Source organism: Mergibacter septicus (assembly GCF_003265225.1).
In the GTDB taxonomy this organism is placed as follows: Bacteria; Pseudomonadota; Gammaproteobacteria; order Enterobacterales; family Pasteurellaceae; genus Mergibacter; species Mergibacter septicus.
Genome location: NZ_CP022013.1, coordinates 239856 through 254617 on the forward strand (window position 1 = coordinate 239856; position 14762 = coordinate 254617).

13 protein-coding genes are annotated in these 14762 nt (G+C 37.3%); all 13 read left to right on the forward strand.

Annotation, left to right across the window (positions count from 1 at the left end):
- Positions 1-60 precede the first annotated feature (60 nt).
- The 13 genes from gpsA (at position 61) to rpoB (ending at position 14707) form a co-directional block, all read left to right on the forward strand.
- Positions 61-1074, forward strand: a complete 1014-nt coding sequence (gpsA, locus tag CEP47_RS01190) for an NAD(P)H-dependent glycerol-3-phosphate dehydrogenase (protein WP_373463142.1) — start codon at positions 61-63, stop codon at positions 1072-1074.
- Between the two features lie 85 nt (positions 1075-1159).
- A complete protein-coding gene (gene cysE / locus CEP47_RS01195) occupies positions 1160-1954 on the forward strand; it encodes a serine O-acetyltransferase (RefSeq protein ID WP_261919793.1) in 795 nt (264 codons plus the stop codon).
- 214 nt (positions 1955-2168) lie between these two features.
- The gene (rpsL, locus tag CEP47_RS01200; protein ID WP_013745731.1) at positions 2169-2543 is read left to right on the forward strand and encodes a 30S ribosomal protein S12; all 375 of its coding nucleotides are present in this window, start codon (positions 2169-2171) and stop codon (positions 2541-2543) included.
- Positions 2544-2657: 114 nt separating this feature from the next.
- Positions 2658-3128: a 30S ribosomal protein S7 gene (rpsG, locus tag CEP47_RS01205; protein WP_261919792.1), complete on the forward strand. Its 471-nt coding sequence runs from the start codon at positions 2658-2660 to the stop codon at positions 3126-3128.
- An 82-nt stretch (positions 3129-3210) separates the two neighbouring features.
- On the forward strand, positions 3211-5316 hold the full coding sequence (gene fusA / locus CEP47_RS01210) for an elongation factor G (protein WP_261919791.1): 2106 nt from the start codon (positions 3211-3213) through the stop codon (positions 5314-5316).
- A gap of 160 nt (positions 5317-5476) precedes the next feature.
- Positions 5477-6661, forward strand: coding sequence for an elongation factor Tu (tuf, locus tag CEP47_RS01215; protein ID WP_261919790.1), 1185 nt, complete (start codon positions 5477-5479; stop codon positions 6659-6661).
- A gap of 361 nt (positions 6662-7022) precedes the next feature.
- A complete protein-coding gene (gene secE / locus CEP47_RS01220; protein WP_261919789.1) occupies positions 7023-7430 on the forward strand; it encodes a preprotein translocase subunit SecE in 408 nt (135 codons plus the stop codon).
- Between the two features lie 2 nt (positions 7431-7432).
- Entirely contained in the window at positions 7433-7984 is a 552-nt protein-coding gene (nusG, locus tag CEP47_RS01225) for a transcription termination/antitermination protein NusG (protein ID WP_261919788.1), read from the forward strand.
- A gap of 141 nt (positions 7985-8125) precedes the next feature.
- Positions 8126-8554, forward strand: coding sequence for a 50S ribosomal protein L11 (gene rplK / locus CEP47_RS01230; protein WP_261919787.1), 429 nt, complete (start codon positions 8126-8128; stop codon positions 8552-8554).
- Positions 8555-8557: 3 nt separating this feature from the next.
- Positions 8558-9247 carry a 50S ribosomal protein L1 gene (gene rplA / locus CEP47_RS01235; RefSeq protein WP_261919786.1) on the forward strand — a complete coding sequence of 230 codons (690 nt, stop codon included), beginning with the start codon at positions 8558-8560 and terminating at the stop codon, positions 9245-9247.
- 272 nt (positions 9248-9519) lie between these two features.
- Positions 9520-10017, forward strand: coding sequence for a 50S ribosomal protein L10 (gene rplJ, locus CEP47_RS01240; RefSeq protein WP_261919785.1), 498 nt, complete (start codon positions 9520-9522; stop codon positions 10015-10017).
- A 48-nt stretch (positions 10018-10065) separates the two neighbouring features.
- A complete protein-coding gene (gene rplL, locus CEP47_RS01245) occupies positions 10066-10434 on the forward strand; it encodes a 50S ribosomal protein L7/L12 (protein ID WP_261919784.1) in 369 nt (122 codons plus the stop codon).
- Between the two features lie 244 nt (positions 10435-10678).
- A complete protein-coding gene (rpoB, locus tag CEP47_RS01250; RefSeq protein ID WP_261921016.1) occupies positions 10679-14707 on the forward strand; it encodes a DNA-directed RNA polymerase subunit beta in 4029 nt (1342 codons plus the stop codon).
- Positions 14708-14762 lie beyond the last annotated feature (55 nt).

Consider the following 14762-nt stretch of genomic DNA (forward strand, 5'->3'; position numbering starts at 1 on the left):
TATTTTTTATTTGCTTATGAGGTAGGTATGTCAAATAATCAACTAATTCAGCAAACTACAATGGTTAATATGGAAGGAAAACAACCTATTACTGTATTAGGTGCAGGTTCTTATGGTACAGCATTAGCAATTACCTTTTCTAGAAATGGTTTTCCAACCATATTATGGGGGCATAATCCGCAAGAAATTGAAAAATTATCAAAGGAACGAGAAAATGCTCGTTTTTTACCAGGAGTGGTGTTTCCAGAAGCACTTCAATTAGAAACGAATTTAGTCACTGCATTACATTGTTCAAGAGATATTTTAATTGTTGTACCAAGCCATGTTTTTTCTGAGGTGTTACATCAAATTAAACCTCATTTAACTAAAAAGCATCGGATAATTTGGGCAACTAAAGGCTTAGAACGTGATACAGGACGTTTATTGCAAGATGTTGTTGAAGAGATTTTGGGAAAACGTCATCCATTAGCTGTTTTATCAGGCCCTACTTTTGCGAAAGAGTTGGCTTTGGGCTTACCCACAGCAATAACATTAGCTGCTAATGATCAACATTTTGCACAGCAGTTTCAAGCCAGAATTCATTGTAGCAAGCATTTTCGGGTTTATTTGAATCAAGATATGATTGGAGTGCAGTTGGGTGGTGCAATTAAAAATGTCATTGCGATTGGTGCAGGTATTTCAGATGGTATAGGATTTGGTGCGAATGCTCGGACTGCCTTGATTACAAGAGGGATTGCTGAAATTTCACGTTTAGGCGAAAGTTTAGGGGCGAACCAAGCGACTTTTATGGGAATGGCTGGATTAGGTGATTTGATATTGACCTGTACAGATAATCTCTCACGTAATCGTCGTTTTGGTTTAATGTTAGGCCAAGGGTTAACAACTGCACAAGCATTAGATGAAATAGGTCAAGTTGTTGAAGGCTTTTATAATACAAAAGAAACGTTATGTTTAGCCCAACGACAAGGTGTGGAAATGCCAATAACTGAACAAATTTATCAAGTGCTATTTTGTGGTAAACCAGCTCACGAAGCAGCAATAACATTATTGGGACGAGAGAAAAAATTGGAATAATAAGATTTATTTATCTTATTTAATAGTATTGTAACTGCTGTATTGATCTAATCAGTGGTATTTTTTAATTCTGAGAGAGGCATAAATGTCGGGATTAATAGGACAAATTTGGCAACATATTCGACAAGAAGCTACATTATTGGTTGAACAAGAGCCGATCTTAGGTAGTTTTTTTCACTCAACTATCTTGGCTCATCAACAATTAGAGCAAGTATTAAGTTATATTTTAGCCAATAAGCTTTCAAATCCAATTATGCAAGTCATTTCATTAAAAGAGATTATTGATGAAGCATATCGAACTTATCCTGAACTTGTAGAATTTGCTGCTTGTGATATTCAAGCTGTAAGAGAGCGGGATCCTGCCGTATCAATGTGGTCAACACCATTATTATATTTAAAAGGTTTTCACGCATTACAAAGTTATCGTATTACCCATTATTTATGGCAACAAGGAAGAAAAGCTTTAGCGATCTATTTACAAAATCAAATTTCAGTGGCATTTGATGTTGATATCCATCCTGCAGCTAAAATTGGATATGGTATTATGCTTGATCATGCAACAGGTATTATCATAGGTGAAACCTCAATTATTGAAAATAATGTATCTATCTTACAAAATGTAACTTTAGGGGGCACAGGAAAAGAAAGTGGAGATCGGCATCCTAAAATTCGTGAGGGGGTGATGATTGGAGCTGGTGCGAAAATATTAGGGAATATTGAAATAGGGCGTTATGCAAAAATTGGTGCAGGTTCAGTCGTATTACATCCAGTTCCAGAATACAGCACGGCAGCAGGCGTTCCAGCAAAAGTGATTAGCTTGAATAAGCATACCCATCCAGCTTTTGAAATGAATCAATATTTTGATGATCATAATAAATAAAATTTATTTAATATTAATTTTATAGGAATATCTAAAAAGATTTTTTATCACTTCTATTAAAAATAAGTTTATTGGTCAGCTTGAAAATATTTATTTCCCTAACTCTAAGATTGACAAGTATAGGTTTGTATTCTAAAATCCAACGTCCACTTTCTTTATGGGTGGATATTTTTTAAACATTCAATAGTGAATAACATTAAACTGGAGCTTTTTAATGGCAACTATCAACCAGCTAGTACGCAAACCGCGTGTGAAGAAGGTTGTAAAAAGCAACGTTCCTGCACTAGAAGCATGTCCGCAGAAACGTGGCGTGTGTACTCGTGTGTACACTACTACACCTAAAAAACCGAATTCAGCATTACGTAAAGTATGTCGTATTCGTTTAACTAATGGCTATGAAGTAACCTCTTATATTGGTGGTGAAGGTCATAACTTACAAGAACACTCCGTTGTATTAATTCGTGGCGGTCGTGTTAAAGACTTACCTGGTGTGCGTTATCACACCGTACGCGGTGCATTAGACTGTGCAGGCGTAAAAGATCGTAAACAAGGTCGTTCTAAATACGGCGTGAAGAGACCTAAAGCTTAATGGAACTCCGTTAAGTAAGGCCAAACGTTTAACTTAGTACCCTTGAATAGTAAACCATGACTCCAGCAATAGAGTTTTGGATAACCTGAAGATTTAATATACGGAGAAAAAGCCATGCCACGTCGTCGTGTGATTGGTCAACGCAAGATCCTTCCAGATCCAAAGTTCGGATCAGAATTACTTGCAAAATTTATTAATGTTTTAATGGTAGATGGTAAAAAATCTATCGCTGAAACTATCGTTTATAACGCATTAGATACTTTAGCTCAACGTACTGGTAAAGAGCATTTAGAAGCATTTGAAGCGGCATTAGAAAATGTACGTCCAACAGTAGAGGTTAAATCTCGTCGTGTTGGTGGTTCTACTTACCAAGTACCAGTAGAAGTGCGTCCAGTTCGCCGCAATGCTTTAGGTATGCGTTGGATTGTAGAAGCTGCGCGTAAGCGTGGTGATAAATCAATGGCATTACGCCTTGCGAATGAATTATCAGATGCTGCTGAAAACAAAGGTGCAGCGGTGAAAAAACGTGAAGACGTTCATCGTATGGCAGAAGCTAATAAGGCTTTCGCACATTACCGTTGGTAATTTTTATGATCGCCTTGCAGGCTTGGTTTCTACAAGCCTGCATTTATTCCTAATTTTAAAAGCCTAGCGAGAGGAAATAATCGTGGCACGTACAACTCCTATTGAGCGTTATCGTAATATCGGTATCAGCGCTCACATCGACGCAGGTAAAACAACTACCACTGAACGTATTCTTTTTTATACTGGTGTAAGTCACAAAATTGGTGAGGTGCATGATGGTGCAGCTACCATGGACTGGATGGAACAAGAACAAGAGCGTGGTATTACAATTACTTCTGCGGCAACAACTTGCTTCTGGCAAGGTATGTCAAAACAATTCCCACAACACCGCATTAATATCATCGACACTCCGGGACACGTTGACTTCACAATTGAAGTAGAGCGTTCTATGCGTGTACTTGATGGTGCAGTAATGGTTTACTGTGCAGTAGGTGGTGTTCAACCTCAATCAGAAACCGTATGGCGTCAAGCAAATAAATATAGTGTTCCACGTATTGCGTTTGTCAATAAAATGGACCGTACTGGTGCTAACTTCTTACGTGTTGTTGAACAAATTAAAACCCGTTTAGGTGGGGTTGCGGTACCAATCCAATTACCTATCGGTGCGGAAGATAATTTTAGAGGTGTGATCGACCTATTAAAAATGAAAGCGATCAACTGGAATGAAGCAGATCAAGGTATGACTTTTACCTATGAAGATATTCCAGCCGATTTACAAGATTTAGCTGAAGAATGGCATCAAAACTTGATTGAAACCGCAGCTGAAGCTTCAGAAGAGTTAATGGAAAAATACCTAGGTGGTGAAGAATTAACTGAAGAAGAAGTTAAAACTGCATTACGTCAACGTGTGTTAGCGAATGAAATTATTCTAGTAACTTGTGGTTCCGCCTTTAAAAATAAAGGTGTTCAAGCAATGCTTGATGCGGTTGTAGAATATTTACCAGCACCAACAGACGTACCAGCAATCAAAGGTATTCATCTTGACGAAACTGAAGGTGAGCGTCATGCAAATGATGATGAACCATTTGCAGCATTAGCATTCAAAATTGCAACTGACCCATTTGTAGGTAACCTAACCTTCTTCCGTGTATATTCTGGGGTGGTAAACTCTGGTGATACCGTCATGAACTCAGTAAAACAAAAACGTGAACGTTTCGGTCGTATTGTACAAATGCACTCTAACAAACGTGAAGAAATTAAAGAAGTTCGTGCTGGAGATATTGCGGCTGCAATTGGTTTGAAAGATGTTACTACAGGTGATACTTTATGTGATGTTAGCAACCCAATTATCCTTGAGCGTATGGAATTCCCTGAGCCAGTAATCTCGGTAGCGGTAGAACCAAAAACAAAAGCTGACCAAGAGAAAATGGGGATCGCATTAGGGCGTTTAGCACAAGAAGACCCTTCATTCCGTGTTCATACTGATGAAGAGTCAGGACAAACCATTATCTCAGGAATGGGTGAGTTACACTTAGATATCATTGTTGACCGTATGCGTCGTGAATTTAAAGTAGAAGCGAATATCGGTAAACCTCAAGTTGCTTATCGTGAAACTATCCGTACTACTGTTAAAGATGTTGAAGGTAAACATGCAAAACAATCTGGTGGTCGTGGTCAATATGGTCATGTTGTTATTGACTTATATCCATTAGATCCAGAAGGCCCGGGTTATGAATTCGTGAATGAAATCAAAGGTGGGGTAATTCCAGGTGAATATATTCCTGCGGTAGATAAAGGAATTCAAGAACAACTTAAATCTGGTCCTTTAGCAGGTTATCCTGTGGTTGATATCGGTGTACGTTTACATTTCGGTTCTTACCATGATGTTGACTCATCTGAATTAGCATTTAAATTAGCGGCATCATTAGCGTTTAAATCAGCATTCGGACGTGCAAATCCAGTATTACTTGAACCAATTATGAAAGTTGAAGTAGAAACTCCGGGTGAGTATGTTGGGGATGTAATCGGTGACTTAAGTCGTCGTCGTGCGCTTGTAAGTGGTCAAGAAAGTAACGAATTTGTAACCAAAATTAATGCGGAAGTTCCACTTTCAGAAATGTTTGGTTATGCAACAGACCTTCGTTCACAAACACAAGGTCGTGCTTCTTACTCAATGGAACCATTGAAATATGCTGAAGCACCAGCAAATGTTGCTGCTGCAGTAATTGAAGCACGTAAATCAAAATAATTTTTATTAGAGGACTAAGTATCAGGAATGATACTTAGTCTGACAGACAATAATAAATTTATTTTATATATTATTTTCACAGCTAAAATTGTGATAGTTAAATTAAACAAAATCTATATACCATAGTGGTGTGTAGAATTAATATTAAGGAAACTTAATCGTGTCTAAAGAAAAATTTGAACGTACAAAACCGCACGTTAACGTGGGTACAATCGGCCACGTTGACCATGGAAAAACAACTTTAACTGCAGCAATTACTACTGTATTAGCAAAACACTACGGTGGTGCTGCACGTGCATTTGACCAAATTGACAATGCACCAGAAGAAAAAGCGCGTGGTATCACCATCAACACTTCACACGTTGAATACGATACCGAAACTCGCCACTATGCACACGTTGACTGTCCGGGACACGCTGACTATGTAAAAAACATGATTACTGGTGCAGCACAAATGGACGGTGCTATCTTAGTAGTAGCAGCAACTGATGGTCCTATGCCACAAACTCGTGAGCACATCTTATTAGGTCGCCAAGTAGGTGTACCATACATCATCGTATTCTTAAATAAATGCGATATGGTTGATGATGAAGAGTTATTAGAGTTAGTTGAAATGGAAGTACGTGAGCTTCTTTCTCAATATGACTTCCCGGGTGATGATTGCCCAATCGTTCGTGGTTCAGCGTTAAAAGCGTTAGAAGGCGAAGCAGAGTGGGAAGAAAAAATTCTTGAGTTAGCAAACCACTTAGACACTTACATTCCAGAGCCAGAGCGTGCGATTGACCAACCATTCTTATTACCAATTGAAGACGTATTCTCAATCTCAGGTCGTGGTACTGTAGTAACAGGCCGTGTAGAGCGTGGTATTATCCGCACGGGTGATGAAGTTGAAATCGTTGGTATCAAAGAAACTACAAAAACTACTGTAACAGGTGTAGAAATGTTCCGTAAATTACTTGACGAAGGTCGTGCAGGTGAGAACATTGGTGCATTATTACGTGGTACAAAACGTGAAGAAATCGAACGTGGTCAAGTATTAGCGAAACCGGGTTCAATCACACCACACACAGATTTTGAATCAGAAGTTTACGTATTATCAAAAGAAGAAGGTGGTCGTCACACCCCATTCTTCAAAGGTTACCGTCCACAATTCTATTTCCGTACAACTGACGTAACAGGTACGATTGAATTACCAGAAGGTGTTGAGATGGTAATGCCGGGTGATAACATCAAGATGACTGTAAGCTTAATCCACCCAATTGCGATGGATCAAGGTTTACGTTTTGCAATCCGTGAAGGCGGACGTACTGTTGGTGCGGGTGTTGTTGCTAAAATTATCAAATAATTGATATTTACAATGAATAGAAAGGGAGCTTTTAGTTCCCTTTTTTATTATTTTTTGTATATATCAAATGAGAAATATTGAAAGATTATAATAAAAAATTATTGTATAAAACTTAGCATTTATTAAGCATTTGATGATAGCTTTTTATTCTGCTTGGAAATGGATTAAAAGAAAAGAATTAAGACTTTCTTTATATAATATGAGGTAGGTGAAGTAGGTTATATTTAACTATTAATTATAACTATTTATATACAAGCGTTAATTTTTAATATGAAAGCAAAAAATAAAATGCTAAAATTTGCAGTTCTAAAAATAAGTTTATGTTATAAGCCTGAATAAGGCATTAGTCGATAGGTCAGCTATGAGTACAGAAGTTGATAAAAAGAAAATTTCACATGAGTCGGCAAGTGAAAGTAAAGGAAAAAATGGTCTATTATGGTTTTTATCTTTAGTTTTAATTGCTGTATCTGCCGTTGGTAACCTTTATTATGCTGATAGATTTTCTATAGCTATTCGTATAGTGGGAGTAGTTGTATTATTAGCAATCGCATTGTTGTTACTGGCATTCACAACACAAGGCACTAAAGCCAGAGTTTTTTTGAAAGAGTCTCGTATTGAGTTAAGGAAAATTATTTGGCCAGCACGCTCTGAGGCAACCCAAACAACTTTTATTGTAATGGGGGTAACAGTTGTTACTTCATTAATATTGTGGGGGCTAGATTCCATTATTGTTAGTTTAATTAATTTTATCACCAGTTTGAGGTTCTAAATATGAGTGAAAATTCACCTAAAAAACGTTGGTATGTGTTACAAGCTTTTTCAGGTTTTGAAGCGAGAGTAGCAATGACGTTAAAAGAATATATCAAACTGAATCAAATGGAAGAGCAGTTTGGTGAAGTTCTTGTCCCAACAGAAGAAGTTGTTGAAAATGTTGGTGGTAAACGTCGTAAGAGTGAGCGTAAATTCTTTCCTGGTTATGTTTTAGTACAAATGGAAATGAATGATGATACTTGGCATTTAGTACGCAGTGTGCCTAGAGTGTTAGGATTTATCGGTGGTACAGCAGATAAACCTGCACCAATTTCAAATAAAGAAGCGGAGCTTATTCTTAATCGTTTAGAACAAAATAGTGATAAACCAAGACCGAAAACGATGTTTCAACCAGGTGAAGAAGTCCGGGTTAAAGAAGGTCCATTTATGGACTTCAATGGTACTGTTGAAGAAGTTGATTATGAGAAAAGTCGTCTTAAAGTCTCTGTCTCTATCTTCGGGCGTGCAACACCTGTTGAATTAGAATTTAGTCAAGTAGAAAAAAATAGTTAAAGTTTATACTAAAATTTAGTCTTTAAATTTTAGTTATAATTGTTTTTTATGCTTGAAAGTTAAACGTCAATTCATTAGAATGGCGTGCTTTAAACACATCGGGAAGCCGAAAGGCGTTATACCCATAAAGAGGAAAATAAAATGGCAAAAAAAGTACAAGCCTATGTTAAGTTGCAAGTTGCAGCTGGTATGGCTAATCCTAGTCCGCCTGTTGGTCCAGCATTAGGTCAACAAGGTGTTAATATTATGGAATTCTGTAAAGCATTCAATGCTCGTACTGAGAGTATGGAAAAAGGCTTACCAATTCCTGTTGTAATTACAGTTTATGCTGACCGTTCTTTCACTTTTATTACTAAAACTCCTCCAGCTGCTGTATTGTTGAAAAAAGCAGCGGGAATTAAATCTGGTTCTGGTAAACCGAACAAAGATAAAGTGGGTAAAGTAACTCGCCAACAAGTACAAGAAATTGCAGAATTAAAAGCAGCAGATATGACTGGTGCAACTATCGAAACCAAAATGAAATCTATTGAAGGTACTGCACGTTCAATGGGCTTGGTAGTGGAGGACTAATCAATGGCTAAACTAACCAAACGCATGAAAGCAATTAAAGCAAAAGTAGATTCAACTAAGGCTTATGATATTAATGAGGCAGTTGCTTTATTAAAAGAATTAGCAACGGCTAAATTTGTTGAAAGTATTGATGTTGCTGTAAATTTAGGTATTGATGCACGTAAATCTGATCAAAATGTTCGTGGTGCAACTGTATTGCCACATGGTACAGGCCGTAGCGTGCGTGTTGCAGTATTTACTCAAGGTGCTAATGCTGAAGCAGCTAAAGAAGCTGGAGCTGATTTAGTTGGTATGGAAGACTTAGCAGAGCAAGTGAAAAAAGGTGAAATGAACTTTGATGTTGTTATTGCTTCACCTGATGCAATGCGTGTTGTCGGTCAATTAGGTCAGGTATTAGGTCCTCGTGGTTTAATGCCAAACCCGAAAGTTGGTACTGTAACATCTAATGTTGCTGAAGCTGTTAAAAATGCAAAATCTGGTCAAGTTCGTTATCGTAACGATAAAAATGGTATTATTCATACTACTATCGGTAAAGTTAACTTTGAAGCAGAACAAATCAAAGAAAATTTACAAGCTTTATTAGCGGCTTTAAATAAAGCAAAACCAACATCAGCAAAAGGTGTTTACATTAAAAAAGTAAGCCTTTCAACTACAATGGGTGCTGGTGTTGCTATCGATCAAGCTAGCCTATAAGTTATTTGCTTTACAAAGGCATAATTTGAAATTATAATTATTGCCTTTATTTTGTGTATAGTACAAATTATACCGATTTCTGGTTGGTGCTTGACCATTTCAAGCCCCATCCAAGACCGCAGGGGAAAGTAATTTTCTTAATAATCCTGCGTAGATGGTGTACAGAATAAGAACCTAATTTCTGCTTCTGGCACCGAAAGTGTCTTGATATTTTTTTATATCAAGTGTTAACAAATCTGGTTTTACCAGAGTGTATTCAGGAGCTAAAGCCAATGGCATTAAATCTTCAAGATAAACAAGCAATTGTTGCTGAAGTAAGCGAAGCTGCCAAAGGTGCCTTATCTGCTGTTGTTGCCGATTCTCGTGGTGTAACAGTAGAGAAAATGACTGAATTACGTAAATCAGCGCGTGAAGCTGGCGTTTATATGCGTGTTGTGCGTAATACTTTATTACGCCGTGCTATTGAAGGTAGCGCATTTGAATGTATGAAAGATACGTTTGTAGGTCCGACACTTATCGCATTTTCTAATGAACATCCAGGTGCAGCTGCACGTTTGTTTAAAGAATTTGCAAAAGCAAATGATAAGTTCGAAATTAAAGGCGCAGCCTTTGAAGGTGAGTTCATCGAAGCAAAAGCTATCGATCGCTTAGCAACTCTACCAACATACGAAGAAGCGATTGCACGTTTAATGGGTACAATGAAAGAAGCCGCAGCAGGCAAACTTGTACGTACTATTGCAGCAATTCGCGATCAAAAAGAAGCTGCTTAATTTTAGCAGTTCAGTATATTAAACAACTTACTTTAGGAATTGATTGTTATGTCATTAACTAACGAACAAATTATTGAAGCAATTGCTGAGAAATCAGTAATGGAAATCGTTGAACTTATTTCAGCAATGGAAGAAAAATTCGGTGTTTCTGCAGCAGCAGCGGCAGTTGCAGTAGCAGCTGGTGGTGAAGCAGCAGTTGAAGAAAAAACTGAATTTGATGTAGTATTAGCTGGTGCTGGTAGCAACAAAGTAGCTGTAATCAAAGCAGTTCGTGGTGCAACTGGTTTAGGCTTAAAAGAAGCTAAAGATTTAGTAGAATCTGCTCCAGCAACCTTAAAAGAAGGTATTTCTAAAGCTGAAGCTGAAGCTCTGAAGAAAGAGCTTGAAGACGCTGGTGCTCAAGTTGAAATTAAATAATTGAAATTATTTAAATTTTAGCAATAATGGCTGGTGGTTTTACCATCAGCCATTTTGTGCCTTTTAGAAACTGGGCTAAAAATAGCGTTAAATATCCCATTTCTTTCTTAAAATTAATAACAAGTTATATAATTTTAACTCATTGTTTTCACTAGAAAACAATCTAATAATATCAATTCTGCCACCTTGTGTATGATAAATAGGGTGTGTGGATTGCGGATCTGAACAGCAAGCAGAGGAACCCATGGTTTACTCCTATACCGAAAAAAAACGTATTCGTAAGGACTTTGGCAAGCGTCCACAAGTTCTCAATATTCCTTATTTATTAACTATCCAGTTAGACTCTTTTGAAAAATTTATTCAAAAAGATCCAGAGGGACAACAAGGTTTAGAAGCTGCATTCCGCTCAGTTTTTCCTATTGTCAGCAATAATGGTAATACCGAATTACAATATGTTGACTATAAACTGGGTGAGCCAGTCTTTGATGTTAGGGAATGTCAAATTCGAGGAACCACCTATGCTGCACCGTTACGGGTAAAATTACGTTTAGTCAGTTATGACAAGGATGCGGCACCGGGTACAGTTAAGGATATTAAAGAACAAAATGTCTATATGGGTGAGATTCCATTAATGACTGATAATGGTACTTTCGTCATCAATGGTACGGAACGTGTTATTGTTTCTCAATTACATCGTAGTCCGGGTGTGTTCTTTGATAGTGATAAAGGTAAAACACATTCATCAGGTAAAGTACTCTATAATGCACGCATTATTCCTTATCGTGGTTCTTGGTTAGACTTTGAATTTGATCCAAAAGATAATTTATTTGCACGTATAGACCGTCGTCGTAAATTACCCGCTACCATTATTTTACGTGCTTTAGGTTATACCACTGAAGAAATCTTAAATCTTTTCTTTGATAAAGTTAGTTTTGAAATTAAGAATAATAAATTATTAATGGCTTTAGTCCCAGAAAGATTACGTGGTGAAACCGCAACTTTTGATATTGAAGCAAATGGTAAAGTTTATGTTGAACGTGGTCGTCGTATTACAGCACGCCATATTCGTCAATTAGAAAAAGATAATATTAATCAGGTAGAAGTACCAACTGAATATATTATTGGTAAAGTTGCAGCTAAAGAGTATGTTAATTTAGAAACAGGTGAATTAATTTGTCCTGCAAATGGTGAACTTAGTTTAGATATTTTAGCTAATTTAAGTCAGGCAGGTTATAAAGTTATTGAAACCTTATTTACCAATGATCTTGACCATGGGGCTTATATTTCAGAAACATTACGTATTGATCCATCATATGATCGTTTAAGTGCGTTAGTTGAAATTTATCGTATGATGCGTCCTGGTGAGCCACCAACAAAAGAAGCTGCAGAAGCATTATTTGAGAATTTATTCTTCTCATCAGAACGCTATGACCTATCAGTAGTAGGTCGTATGAAATTTAATCGTTCATTAGATATTCCAGCAGGAGAAGGTGCTGGGATTTTAAGTAATGACGATATTATTCGTGTTATGAAAAAACTGATCGATATTCGTAACGGTCGTGGTGAAGTAGATGATATTGACCATTTAGGTAACCGTCGCATTCGTTCAGTAGGTGAAATGGCTGAAAATCAATTCCGTATTGGTTTAGTTAGAGTGGAGAGAGCAGTAAAAGAACGTCTTTCATTAGGTGATCTTGAATCTGTTACACCTCAAGACTTAATTAATGCGAAACCAATCTCTGCCGCAGTTAAAGAATTCTTTGGATCATCACAATTATCTCAATTTATGGATCAAAATAATCCATTATCAGAGGTAACACATAAACGTCGTATTTCTGCATTAGGTCCGGGTGGTTTAACACGTGAACGTGCAGGTTTTGAGGTGCGAGATGTTCACGCAACGCATTATGGTCGTGTATGTCCAATTGAAACCCCTGAAGGACCAAACATTGGTTTGATTAATTCATTATCTGTATATGCAAGAACTAATGATTATGGTTTTCTTGAAACACCATATCGTAAAGTCATTGATGGTCAGGTAACAGAAGAAATTGAATATTTATCTGCGATTGAAGAAGGCAATTATGTTATTGCTCAGGCTAACTCGAATTTAGATGAGAATTTCCGTTTTACTGATACCTTTGTTACTGCTCGTGGTGAACACGGTGAATCAGGTTTATACAAACCTGAAGAAATCCAATATATGGATATTTCTACACAACAAGTTGTTTCTGTTGCTGCAGCATTAATTCCATTCCTTGAACATGACGATGCTAACCGAGCATTAATGGGTGCAAACATGCAACGTCAAGCAGTTCCAACTTTACGTGCAGATAAGCCATTAGTGGGTACAGGTATTGAGAAAGCGGTTGCGGTTGACTCAGGGGTAACTGTTGTTGCAAAACGTGGTGGTTATGTTGAATATATTGATGCTTCTCGCATTGTGGTTAAAGTGAATGAAGATGAAACCATTCCGGGAGAAGCGGGTATTGATATTTATAATTTAACAAAATATACCCGTTCAAACCAAAATACCTGTATTAACCAAGTACCTTGTGTTTCTTTAGGCGAACCGATCGGACGTGGTGAAGTATTAGCTGATGGTCCTTCAACCGATTTAGGAGAATTAGCTTTAGGGCAAAATATGCGTGTTGCATTCATGCCTTGGAATGGCTATAACTTTGAAGATTCAATGCTAGTCTCTGAACGTGTTGTTCAAGAAGATCGTTTTACAACTATTCACATTCAAGAACTATCTTGTGTTGCCCGTGATACTAAGCTAGGTTCTGAAGAAATTACTGCAGATATTCCAAATGTTGGGGAAGCTGCGTTAAGTAAGCTTGATGAATCAGGGATTGTATATATCGGAGCAGAAGTTAAAGGTGGCGATATTCTGGTAGGTAAAGTGACACCAAAAGGTGAAACACAATTAACTCCAGAAGAAAAATTATTAAGAGCAATCTTTGGTGAGAAAGCTTCTGATGTAAAAGATTCTTCATTACGTGTGCCGAATAGTGTTTCAGGTACAGTAATTGATGTTCAAGTCTTTACACGTGATGGTGTAGAAAAGGATAAGCGTGCATTAGAAATTGAAGAAATGCAGTTGAAGCAAGCGAAAAAAGATCTTGTTGCAGAATTGGAAATTTTTGAAGCAGGTTTATTTGCTCGTGTGCGTAACTTATTACTTGCTGATGGTTTCGATGATGCGAAACTGGAAAAAATGGCACGTATTAAATGGTTAGAACAGAGTTTAAGTACGGAAGAAAAACAAAACCAATTAGAACAGTTAGCTGAGCAGCACGAAGCATTACAAAAAGAATTTGAGCAAAAATTAGAAAATAAACGTAAGAAAATTACCCAAGGCGATGATCTAGCACCAGGTGTCTTGAAAGTTGTTAAAGTTTATCTTGCGGTTAAACGTCAAATTCAACCAGGTGATAAAATGGCAGGTCGCCATGGTAATAAAGGGGTTATCTCGAAAATTAATCCTGTCGAAGATATGCCATATGATGAAAATGGTCAACCAGTGGATATTGTATTGAATCCATTAGGGGTACCATCTCGTATGAATATCGGGCAGATTTTAGAGACCCATCTAGGTTTAGCGGCTAAAGGTATCGGCGATCAAATCAATAAAATGATCAAAGAAAAACAAGAAGTAGCGAAATTGCGTGAATATATGCAAAAAGCGTACGATCTCGGACATTCTTGTCAGAAAGTTGATTTAGATAACTTTAGTGATGATGAAATTTTACGTCTTGCATCAAATTTACGTAAAGGTTTACCAGTAGCTACACCAGTGTTTGACGGAGCAGATGAAACTGAGATTAAAGAACTCTTGAAATTAGGTGGTTTACCAACATCAGGACAGATCACTTTATATGATGGTCGTACAGGTGAGAAATTCGAGCGTCCAGTAACAGTGGGCTATATGTATATGCTCAAATTGAACCACTTAGTTGATGATAAGATGCATGCACGTTCGACAGGATCTTATAGTTTAGTTACTCAACAGCCATTAGGTGGTAAGGCTCAATTCGGGGGACAACGTTTCGGTGAGATGGAGGTATGGGCATTAGAAGCATATGGTGCTGCATATACCTTACAAGAGATGTTAACCGTTAAATCAGATGATGTTAACGGTCGTACCAAAATGTATAAAAATATTGTTGATGGTACACACCAAATGGAACCTGGAATGCCAGAATCCTTTAATGTATTGTTAAAAGAGATCCGTTCATTGGGAATCAATATTGATTTAGATGAAGAATAATCTCTAGATCAACAGCGAAAATACGTCCAAGTGCGGTATTTTTACTGCACTTGAA

What these genes read in the sequence shown, in the direction of transcription:
- gpsA (WP_373463142.1), top strand. Translation starts at nt 61, where the DNA reads ATGGTTAATATGGAAGGAAAACAACCTATTACTGTATTAGGTGCAGGT.
- cysE (WP_261919793.1), top strand. Translation starts at nt 1,160, where the DNA reads ATGTCGGGATTAATAGGACAAATTTGGCAACATATTCGACAAGAAGCT.
- rpsL (WP_013745731.1), top strand. Translation starts at nt 2,169, where the DNA reads ATGGCAACTATCAACCAGCTAGTACGCAAACCGCGTGTGAAGAAGGTT.
- rpsG (WP_261919792.1), top strand. Translation starts at nt 2,658, where the DNA reads ATGCCACGTCGTCGTGTGATTGGTCAACGCAAGATCCTTCCAGATCCA.
- secE (WP_261919789.1), top strand. Translation starts at nt 7,023, where the DNA reads ATGAGTACAGAAGTTGATAAAAAGAAAATTTCACATGAGTCGGCAAGT.
- nusG (WP_261919788.1), top strand. Translation starts at nt 7,433, where the DNA reads ATGAGTGAAAATTCACCTAAAAAACGTTGGTATGTGTTACAAGCTTTT.
- rplK (WP_261919787.1), top strand. Translation starts at nt 8,126, where the DNA reads ATGGCAAAAAAAGTACAAGCCTATGTTAAGTTGCAAGTTGCAGCTGGT.
- rplA (WP_261919786.1), top strand. Translation starts at nt 8,558, where the DNA reads ATGGCTAAACTAACCAAACGCATGAAAGCAATTAAAGCAAAAGTAGAT.
- rplJ (WP_261919785.1), top strand. Translation starts at nt 9,520, where the DNA reads ATGGCATTAAATCTTCAAGATAAACAAGCAATTGTTGCTGAAGTAAGC.
- rplL (WP_261919784.1), top strand. Translation starts at nt 10,066, where the DNA reads ATGTCATTAACTAACGAACAAATTATTGAAGCAATTGCTGAGAAATCA.
- rpoB (WP_261921016.1), top strand. Translation starts at nt 10,679, where the DNA reads ATGGTTTACTCCTATACCGAAAAAAAACGTATTCGTAAGGACTTTGGC.